The sequence below is a fragment of the Streptomyces sp. NPDC037421 genome (assembly GCF_055602105.1).
The window spans coordinates 24,206-33,442 of record NZ_JBVJWV010000019.1; the positions used below are offsets into that span (position 1 = coordinate 24,206).

A 9,237-nucleotide genomic window follows, 5' to 3' on the forward strand; every position below is an offset into this window, starting at 1 on the left:
GGCGGGGCAGGGCCTACTATGTGGCGCATGGCCAGACCGCGCAAGCCCCTCCTCAGCAGAGACAGCATCGTCGAGGCGGCGGGCACGCTGGTGGACGAGGAGGGGCTGGAGGCGGTCTCGACGCGGCGCCTGGCCGCCGCCCTCGGGGTCAGCGGGCCCTCGCTCTACAACCACTTCCGGACCAAGGACGCGATCCTGGAGGCGGTCGCGGACGCGGTGAGCGCGAAGGTCGACCTGTCGATGTTCGACGGCGGCAAGGACTGGCGGGGCGCCCTGTACGACTGGGCGCACTCGTACCGGGAGGCGCTGTCGGACCACCCGAACATCGTGCCGGTGCTGGCCCGCGGGCCGGGCCGGCGCCCGGCGGGGCTGCGGCTGGCGGACGCGGTGTTCGGCGCCATGACTGCGGCGGGGTGGCCCCCGGCCCAGGCGACCCGGATCGGCGCCCTGATGCGGTACTTCATCCTGGGCTCGGCGGTGGCCTCGTTCGCCGGGGGTTTCGTGGACGACGAGACGGCGTACGACCCGGCGGACTACCCGCACCTGGGCCAGGCCCATCTGCTGGCGGAACGCCGGCGGGAGGTGGACGAGGGCGCCTTCGACACGGGTCTGACGGCCCTCCTGGACGGCCTGACCCTCCAGTACGAGGCCCTGCGGGCGGGCGCGCCGGGGGCGTAGGTCCTGCCCGCGTGCCCGCCCGCCCGCCCGGCCGCCCGCCCGCCCGGCTAGAACACGACCAGCGAGCGGCCGCCCTTGCCCGCGACCATCGCGTCGAAGGCGGCCGGGATGCCGTCCAGGGTGATGCGGTCGGTGACCATGGAGCCCAGGTCGAGGCGGCCGGCCCGGACGTGTTCGGCGATCACCGGGAGGTCGCGGGCCGGGTCGCTGTTGCCGTACACGCAGCCGCTGAGGGTGCGGGCGAAGTGGAAGATCTCCAGCGCGTGGAAGGCCACCTGCTGGTCCTTGCCGCCGATGCCGACGACCGTGGTGCGGCCGCCCCGGCGGGTGGACTCCCAGGCCGTGCGGATGGTCTCGGCGCGGCCCACGCACTCCACGGCCACGTCGGCGCCCTGCCCGCCGGTGAGGCCGCGGATCTGCTTGGCGGTGGTGTCGGAGGCGAGCACGAAGCCGGTGGCCCCGGCGGCCCGGGCCAGCTCCTCCTTGGCCGGGGAGACGTCGACGGCCACGATCGGCCCGGCCCCGGCGATCCGGGCGGCCTGGAGGGCCGCGAGGCCGACCCCGCCGACGCCGAACACCGCGACCGACTCGCCCGGGCGGACCTGGGCGCTGTGGTGCACGGCGCCGTAGCCGGTCAGGACGGCGCAGCCGAGGAGGGCGGCCTCGGGGAGCGGGATCCCGGCGGGCGCGGGCAGCACGCAGTTCGCCGCGACGACGGTCTCCTCGGCGAAGGCGGCGACGTTGAGCCCGGGGTGCAGCTCGTTGCCCTCGGCGTCGTGGGCGTGGACCGCGCCGACCCCGGCCAGGGCCTTGGCGCAGAGCCAGACCTCGCCGATCCGGCAGTGGTGGCACTCTCCGCAGGACGGCGCCCAGTTGAGCACCACCCCGTCGCCCGGGGAGACGTGGGTGACGCCCTCGCCGACGGCGAGGACCGTCCCCGCGCCCTCGTGGCCGAGGACGGCGGGGACGGGCACCCGCATGGTGCCGTCGGTGAGGGACAGGTCGGAGTGGCAGACCCCGGCCGCGGCGAGCCGCACCCGGACCTGCCCGGGTCCGGGGTCGGGCAGGACGATGTCCCGTATCTCCAGCGGGGCTCCGACGGCGGGCAGGATGGCGGCGCGGACCATGGTCGTCGTCTCCATGTCATGTCTTCGGGACTGCGGGGCTTCGGGACTGCCGGGCTTCGGGGGCTGCCGGGTCTTCGGGCTCTGCCGGGTCTTCGGCGGGTCTTCGGCGGGTCTTCGGCCGGGGGGTCAGAACTGCAGGGACTTGGTCTGGAGGTACTCCCCCAGGCCGTGCGCGCCCAGCTCGCGGCCGACGCCCGACTGCTTGTAGCCGCCGAAGGGCGCGAGCACGTTGAAGCGGCCGCCGTTGATGTCCACCTGGCCGGTGTCCATCCGGCGGGCGAACGCCACAGCCGTCTCCTCGTCCGCCGCCCACACCGCCCCGCCCAGGCCGTAGACGGTGCCGTTGGCGATGCGCAGGGCGTCGTCGTGGTCCTCGTAGGGGAGGATCGCCAGCACCGGGCCGAAGATCTCCTCCTGGGCGATGGTCATGTCGGGGGTGACGTCCGCGAAGACGGTCGGCGCGATGAAGTACCCGCGCTCGTGGGGCGCGTCGAGGCCGCCCGCGACGAGGCGCGCGCCTTCCGCGACGCCCTTGTGGATGTAGGACCGCACGCGGTCGCGCTGGGTGGCGTTGACGACCGGGCCGAGGCGGGTGGCCCGGTCGCGGGGGTCGCCCGAGGGGTACGTGGCCACGGCGGCGGCCGCGAGGGCGACGGCCTCCTCGTGCTGGTCCCGGTGGACGAGCATGCGGGTGAGCGCGTTGCAGCTCTGGCCGGTGTTGTTCATGACGTGTCCGACGCCCGCCGCGACGGCCTTGGCCAGATCGGCCCCGGGCAGGATGACGTTCGCCGACTTGCCGCCCAGTTCGAGGGCGACGCGCTTGACGGCGGCGCCGGCGATGGCGCCGATCTTCTTGCCGACGGCGGTGGAGCCGGTGAAGGAGACGAGGTCGACTCCCTCGTGCTCGGCCAGCGCCTGGCCGGCGACCGGGCCGGTACCGGTCACCAGGTTGAAGACTCCGGCCGGGACGCCCGCCTCGTGCACGGCTTCGGCGAAGAGCTGTGCGGTCAGCGGGGTGTCCTCGGCCGGCTTGAGGACGACGGTGCAGCCGGCGGCGAGAGCGGGTGCCACCTTTGCAACGACCTGGTGCAGGGGATAGTTCCAGGGGGTGATGGCCCCGACCACGCCGACCGGTTCCATGAAGACGGTGGAGTTCCCGACCCGCTCCTCGAAGGCGTAGGAGGCGGCGAGTTCGGCGTACGAGGAGGCCACCGCGACCGGGGCGCCGACGTGTACGAGCTCCGCGAAGCCGAGCGGGGAGCCGAGCTCGGCGGTGATGGTCTCGGCGAACTCTCCCTTGCGGGCCACGAGCACGTCGCGCAGGGCGCCGATCAGCGCGGCCCGCTCCGCCGGAGCCGTGGCCGCCCAGCCGGGGAAGGCCGCGCGGGCCGCGCGTACCGCCGCGTCCACGTCCTCGGCCGTCCCGGCCGCAACGGTGCCGATGACCTGCTCGTCGGCCGGGTTGACCACCTCGATCCGGCCGGTTCCGGCGGCGGGCCGCCATTCCCCGCCGATGTACATCCCGTCGTGGGCCTTCATGGCATTCCTCCCGAGCACGTACGAGTGCGTGGACCTGACCTCGCCGACACACCCTACAAACTAGCGCCGGTAGTTTTCGGTCCGCCAGGGGCCCCGACGGTCAGATGATGCCGAAAACCATCCCTGCGGCCAGGACCACGAGGGAAGTGAGGGCCGCCCATTTCACGGTGAACCGGGTGTGGTCGCCGAACTCGACCCTGGCCATGCCGACGAGGACGTAGACGGCCGGAACCAGCGGGCTGGACATGTGCAGGGCCTGCCCGACCAGGGAGGCACGGGCGATCTCCAGCGGGGAGACCCCGTGCGCGGCGCCCGCCTCGGCCAGTACCGGCAGGACTCCGAAGTAGAAGCCGTCGTTCGACATGAAGTAGGTGAGGGGCAGGCTCAGCAGGCCGGTGACCAGGGCCATGTGCGGGCCCATCCCCTCGGGGATGGCACCGACGAGCCAGTCGGCCATGTGCTTGACCATGCCGGTACCGGTGAGGACGCCGGTGAAGACGGCGGCGGCGAAGACCATGCCGGCGACGTTGAGGACGTTGTCCGCGTGGGCGGCGATCCGGGCCTTCTGGTCGGGCATGTGGGGGAAGTTCACGGTGAGGGCGAGGGCCGCGCCGAGCAGGAACAGCACCGGGATGGGCAGCAGCTCCATGATCATCGCGGTGAGCAGGGCGGCGGTGAGGCCCGCGTTGAACCAGTAGAGGTGCGGACGCAGTGTCGGGCGCTGGGGGTCCAGCCCCTGGAAGCCGTCGCCGTCGGCCGGCGCGGCGGCGGCTCCGGCGGCGGTGGTGGCGGTGGCAGCGGCGGCGGTGGCGGCTCCCGCACCCGGGGCGGAAGCGGAGCCGGTGGTACCGGTGTCCGCGACGGCCTCCCCGGCACCGGAACCGGCCGCCACCAGGGACTCCTCCGCGATCCCGGCGCCCGGCATCACGAGCGAGCCGACCCGGCGGCGCTCCCTGACGCCGAGGACGTAGGCCAGGACGAAGACGAACAGCAGGCCGACCGCGAGGGCGGGGATCATCGGGACGAAGATGTCCGCCGCGTCGAGCTTGAGGGCCGTGGCCGCGCGGGCGGTGGGGCCGCCCCAGGGCAGCGTGTTCATCACGCCGTTGGCGGTCGCGGCGACACCGGTCATGACCACCAGGCTCAGCCCGAGCCGCTTGTACAGCGGGTACATGGCCGAAACCGTGATCATGAAGGTGGTCGATCCGTCCCCGTCGAGCGAGACGATCGCGGCGAGGACGGCCGTGCCGACCACCACCCGCATGGGGTCCGCCTTGCAGAAGCGCAGGATGCCCCGGACGACCGGGTCGAAGAGGCCGACGTCGATCATCACGCCGAAGTAGACGATGGCGAACATCAGCATGGCGGCGGTCGGGGCGAGCTTGCCGACGCCGTCGATGACGTAGTCCCCCAGGTGCGCGCCCTTTCCGGCGAACACGCAGAAGAGCGCGGGGATGAGGACGAGCGCCGCGATGGGCGACATTTTCTTCAGCATGATCAGGACCAGGAAGGTCGCGATCATGGCGAAGCCGAGGAAGGTCAGCATGCAGGGAAGGTAGGTGCCGCCTCCTTGCGCCAACAAGACGTCCACGCGTGAGCAATACGAGCAAAACCCCAGCTCAGGGCAGGGGTGTCAGAGTGACGGGGAAGCCGTTGAGCACCGCCGTGCCCGACAGCGGGTCGAGGCGGGTGCCGTCGAGCAGCTGGTTCACGTTGACCCCCGGGTCGGCTCCGGCCACCGCGAGCCGGGTGCCCGCCCGGTCGTGCCCCCAGCCGTGCGGGAGGCTGACCACGCCCGTGCGGACGGAGTCGGTGACTTCCACCGGTGCCTCCAGGCTGCCCCCGTCAGCGGTGATACGGGCCCGGCCGCCGTCGGCGAGGCCGAGCCGGTCCGCGTCGACGGGATGGACCTGGAGGGTGCACCGGTTGGAACCTCCGGTGAGGGCCGGGACGTTGTGCAACCAGCTGTTGTTGGAGCGCAGATGGCGGCGGCCCACGAGCACCAGGGCGGCGGGGCGGGCGGCGAGCGCCGCGCGCAGCCCGGGGAGCTCGGCCGCGATCGGCTCGGGGAGCAGCTCGATCCTGCCGCTGCGGGTCCGGAGCAGGCCCGGGAGCCGGGGCCGCAGCGGGCCCAGGTCGATTCCGTGCGGGTGGGCGAGGAGCCGCTCCAGGCTGAGCCCGGCCGTCCCCCCGGGCGCGGCCGCGCCGGTCCGCGTACCGTCGCCTGCGTCTGCGTCTGCGTCCCCCGCCTCGGCGCCGGCACCGTCCTGGCGGCCGGCGGCGCCGAACAGGTCTCCGTACGGGCCCAGCCGGAGCATCAGGTCGAGCCTGCGCTCCGGTCCGGACTCGCCCGTGAGGAGCCCGGCCAGGCCGGCCGGGTCCGCTCCGTAGAGCGGGGAGCGGCGGTCGGCGGTCTCCTTGGCGAGGGCGCCCTGGATCGCCATGTCGTCGACGGCGGACGGCTCGGCGGAGCCGTGCGTGCCGGAGACGGCCAGGACGAGTCGCGCGTGGATCTCGCACTCGTCGAGCCGGTCCGCTTCGAGGGGGACGGCGGGCCGGGTGTAGCGGACCTGGTTGCGGACGGCGAACCCGTTGAAGGCGAAGTCGTGGTGCGCGCTCTGCGAGGGCGGCGGCGGGGGCAGGACGACGTGGGCGTGGCGCGAGGTCTCGTTGAGGTACGGGTCGACGCTGACCATGAAGTCGAGGCCGGCGAGTGCCGCGTCGAGCCGCCGGCCGTCGGGGGCGGACAGCACGGGGTTGGCCGCGATGGCGATCAGGGCGCGGATGCGCCCCTCTCCCGGGGTCTCGATCTCCTCGGCCAGGGCGGCGGTGGGCAGTTCGCTCTTGATCTCGGGGTGCCCGCTGACCCGGCTGCGCCAGCGGCCGAGGGCGAACCCCCTGCCGGGCCCGGCGGGCCGGGGCCGCGGACCGGCCGCCGGGAGCGGGAAGAGGGCTCCGCCCGGGCGGTCGAGGTTGCCGGTGAGGATGTTCAGTACGTCCACCAGCCAGCTGGCGAGCGTCCCGTGCTCGACGGTGCAGCTGCCGATCCGTCCGTAGACGGCGGCGGTCGGCGCGGCCGCCAGCTCCCGGGCGAGGGCGCGGATCCGGTCCGCCGGCAGGTCGCAGGCGGGGGCGACCGCCTCAGGAGTGAAACTCCCGAGGGCGTCGGCGAGTTCCCGGATCCCTTCGATGTGTTCCGTGAGCGCTGCGGGGGCGGCGAGCTTCTCGGTGAGCAGGGTGTGGGCGAGCGCGGCCAGCAACAGGGCGTCGCTGCCGGGGCGCGGCGCGAGGTGGGTGTCGGTGAGCTTGGCGGTGCGCGTGCGGCGAGGGTCGACGACGACGAGTGTGCCGCCCCGGGCCCTGAGCGCCTTGAGCTTGCCGGGGAAATCGGGGGCCGTGCACAGGGAGCCGTTGGACTCGACCGGGTTGGCGCCGATCAGCAGGAGGAAGTCGGTGCGGTCGAGGTCGGGCACGGGGATGGCGAAGGGGTCGCCGAACAGGAGCCCGCTGGAGACGTGTTTGGGCATCTGGTCGAGGGTGCTGGCGGTGAAGAGGTTGCGGGTGCCGAGGGTGTTGACGAGGAGCGGCGGGTAGAGGGCGCCCGCCATGGTGTGGACGTTGGGGTTGCCGAGGACGATGCCGACGGACTGGGCGCCGTGTTCCCGGACGAGGGCGGGGACGGCGGCGGCGATGGCGTCGTAGGCCTCTTCCCAGGTGGCCTCCCGCAGTTGTCCGTCGCGGCGGACGAGGGGGGTGCGCAGCCGGTCGGGGTCGGCGTCGAGGGCGCCGAAGGCGGCCCCCTTGGGGCAGATGAAACCGCGGCTGAAGACGTCGTCGCGGTCGCCCCGGGCTCCGGTGACGGTGGTGCCCTCGATGGTGAGGGTGAGGCCGCAGGTGGCTTCGCAGAGGGGGCAGATTCGCGGGGCGGTGCGGGGCATGGGCCCTCCTGGGGGCGGCAGGCCGCGGCGCGGGCACGGCGGGGCCCCGAGCATACCGACCGGTAGGCACGGCGGGGAGGGGGCTGCGGCGGCCCGTTCGTCCCGGCGCCGCCGGGCGCCGGGCCCGGCGTGGTCAGTCCAGGACGCGGGCCAGGTAGGCGTGCATCATCGCCCGGGTCTCGGCGACGATGCCGGGGTCGCCCGCCGGGTCGGCCCGGAAGGCCAGCTGGACCAGCGCGTCGGTCGCCTCGACGGCCACCAGGACCGCCCGGGACAGTTCGGGGCCCGGGGTCAGTCCGAGGTGGGCGCACAGGAGCCCGGTCAGGCGTGCGGCGACCAGGTGGTTGGGGTCGGAGGCAGGCCCTTCGGCGGGCGGGGCGGGCACCCCGAAGTCCACGAGGGCGAAGCCGGGGACGCTGCGCTTCATGGCCAGGTACTCGTCCAGCACGGCGTCCACGACGGGCCGCCAGTGCGTGGCCGGCAGGACGGCGAGCCGCCGCTCGATGCCCTCGGCGTACTGCTCCAGGTTGCGCTGGGCCAGGGCGACGGCCATGGCCCGCTTGTTCCCGAAGAAGCGGTAGACCGAGCCGATGGGCACGCCGGCGCGCAGGGCGACGGCGCGGGTGCTGAGGTTCTCGTAGCCGGTCTCGTCGAGGAGTTCGGCGCAGGCGTCGAGGATCCGGGCGAGGCGGTCGGCGCTGCGCTGCTGGACCGGGGTCCTGCGCAGGGGGTGGGCGGGAGGCACGGGGTCCATCATGCCGCTCCTGGCTCGTGGGTCCAGCGGTGCGGGTCCTCGGTCCTCAGTTCAGGAGGAGGGTCAGCCCGCCGATCGTGTAAGTGATCATCAGCGCGAGCAGCGGCAGTTGGCCCGCCACCGCCTTCGCCGGCGGGAAGAGGCGTACGGAGCGGTCGTGGGCGGCGATCACACCGAGTACGTGGCCTGCCACGACGGCGATCACCTGGAGGGCGGCGAGACCGCCCGGACCCAAGGGGGGACTGGGCTCGGGGGCATTGTCAGTGCCGAGTGCCATGCTTACCGTACGTGGTCCTTCGGTGACAAGGAGGGAGAAGTAATGGGCGGTGAGATAGCCGAGGGCGATCGGCACGAGTGAGTGCGCGAAGGCGGTCAGCGGTCGGGGGTGCGGGCCGCTGACGAGGCGGGTAGCCGCGGCGCACAGGCAGTACAGCGTGGCGACGAGGGTGACGGAGGCGAGCAGTCCGAGCGTGGCCGTGGGGGTGCGGCCGAGAGGGGAGGTCTGAAGGGTGTTGATCCAGGCGGGGTTGTCGGAGTAGCCGTCGTAGGCGGTGGAGCCGAGGAGGACGCAGACGGTGGCGACGAGTCCGGGCCGCTCGGGCGTCGCGTCGAGTCCGTGGAAGGGGTTGCGCAGGACCAGGCGGCCGTCGCTGCGGCGGCCGAGGGGCGAGAGCCTGGCCAGGAGGTCGGAGTAGACCTCGAAGGCGTCGCCTCCGGCGAACCAGCTCTCGCCGAAGCGGGCGGCGAGCAGCAGGTGGGCGGCGGTGTAGGCGGTGAGGGCACACAGGAGGGTGGTGGTCGATGCGGGATCGGGAGCGACGAGTTCGAGCCAGGTGAAGCCGAACAGCCCGGCTGCGGCCGGCCATTGGCCGATCCGCGGCGGCAGGGGGCGGCCGGCCCCGGGCGGGCGGCGCCGGGCACGGGCGAGCAGGCGGTGCAGGGTGCGCAGCGGGTTGAGGAGGCGCCAGACGGGGCCGAGGAGAAGGGAGGCGGGCACGATCCCGACCCACAGCAGGACGTAGACGGCGCCGGGAGCGGGGTTGCGGTCGGGGTCGTCGGGACCGAGGAGGAGGTGGAGGAGCACGGCGAGGGCTGCGGCCAGACCCAGTCCGCGCAGGGCGGTGGGGGGGGGGGGGGGGGGGGGGGGACGGGGGGGGGGGGGGGGGGGGGGGAGGGAGGAGGGGGGTCCGCGGGAGAGAGA

6 protein-coding genes and 1 pseudogene are annotated in these 9,237 nt (G+C 73.9%); 1 reads left to right on the forward strand and 6 read right to left on the reverse strand.

What is annotated here, in order from left to right; genetic code table 11:
* Window positions 1-27: 27 nt before the first annotated feature.
* Window positions 28-678 (forward strand): TetR/AcrR family transcriptional regulator, encoded by a 651-nt coding sequence (locus ACZ7IF_RS24880; protein ID WP_470975130.1) that lies wholly within the window; start codon window positions 28-30, stop codon window positions 676-678.
* Window positions 679-725: 47 nt separating this feature from the next.
* Here the strand turns inward: ACZ7IF_RS24880 and ACZ7IF_RS24885 are convergent, their stop codons facing one another.
* The 6 genes and pseudogenes from ACZ7IF_RS24885 to ACZ7IF_RS24910 form a co-directional block, all read right to left on the reverse strand.
* Entirely contained in the window at window positions 726-1,805 is a 1,080-nt protein-coding gene (locus ACZ7IF_RS24885; RefSeq protein ID WP_470975346.1) for a Zn-dependent alcohol dehydrogenase, read from the reverse strand.
* Between the two features lie 126 nt (window positions 1,806-1,931).
* Complete coding sequence (locus ACZ7IF_RS24890; protein WP_470975133.1) at window positions 1,932-3,344, reverse strand: aldehyde dehydrogenase family protein; 1,413 nt, start codon at window positions 3,342-3,344, stop codon at window positions 1,932-1,934.
* Between the two features lie 100 nt (window positions 3,345-3,444).
* Window positions 3,445-4,890, reverse strand: coding sequence for a CitMHS family transporter (locus tag ACZ7IF_RS24895; protein WP_470975136.1), 1,446 nt, complete (start codon window positions 4,888-4,890; stop codon window positions 3,445-3,447).
* Window positions 4,891-4,963: 73 nt separating this feature from the next.
* Complete coding sequence (locus tag ACZ7IF_RS24900; RefSeq protein ID WP_470975139.1) at window positions 4,964-7,282, reverse strand: molybdopterin-dependent oxidoreductase; 2,319 nt, start codon at window positions 7,280-7,282, stop codon at window positions 4,964-4,966.
* A gap of 133 nt (window positions 7,283-7,415) precedes the next feature.
* Window positions 7,416-8,036, reverse strand: coding sequence for a TetR/AcrR family transcriptional regulator (locus tag ACZ7IF_RS24905; RefSeq protein ID WP_470975142.1), 621 nt, complete (start codon window positions 8,034-8,036; stop codon window positions 7,416-7,418).
* A 46-nt stretch (window positions 8,037-8,082) separates the two neighbouring features.
* Window positions 8,083-9,150, reverse strand: a pseudogene (locus tag ACZ7IF_RS24910) (hypothetical protein); the annotation flags it as partial.
* Window positions 9,151-9,237: the final 87 nt, after the last annotated feature.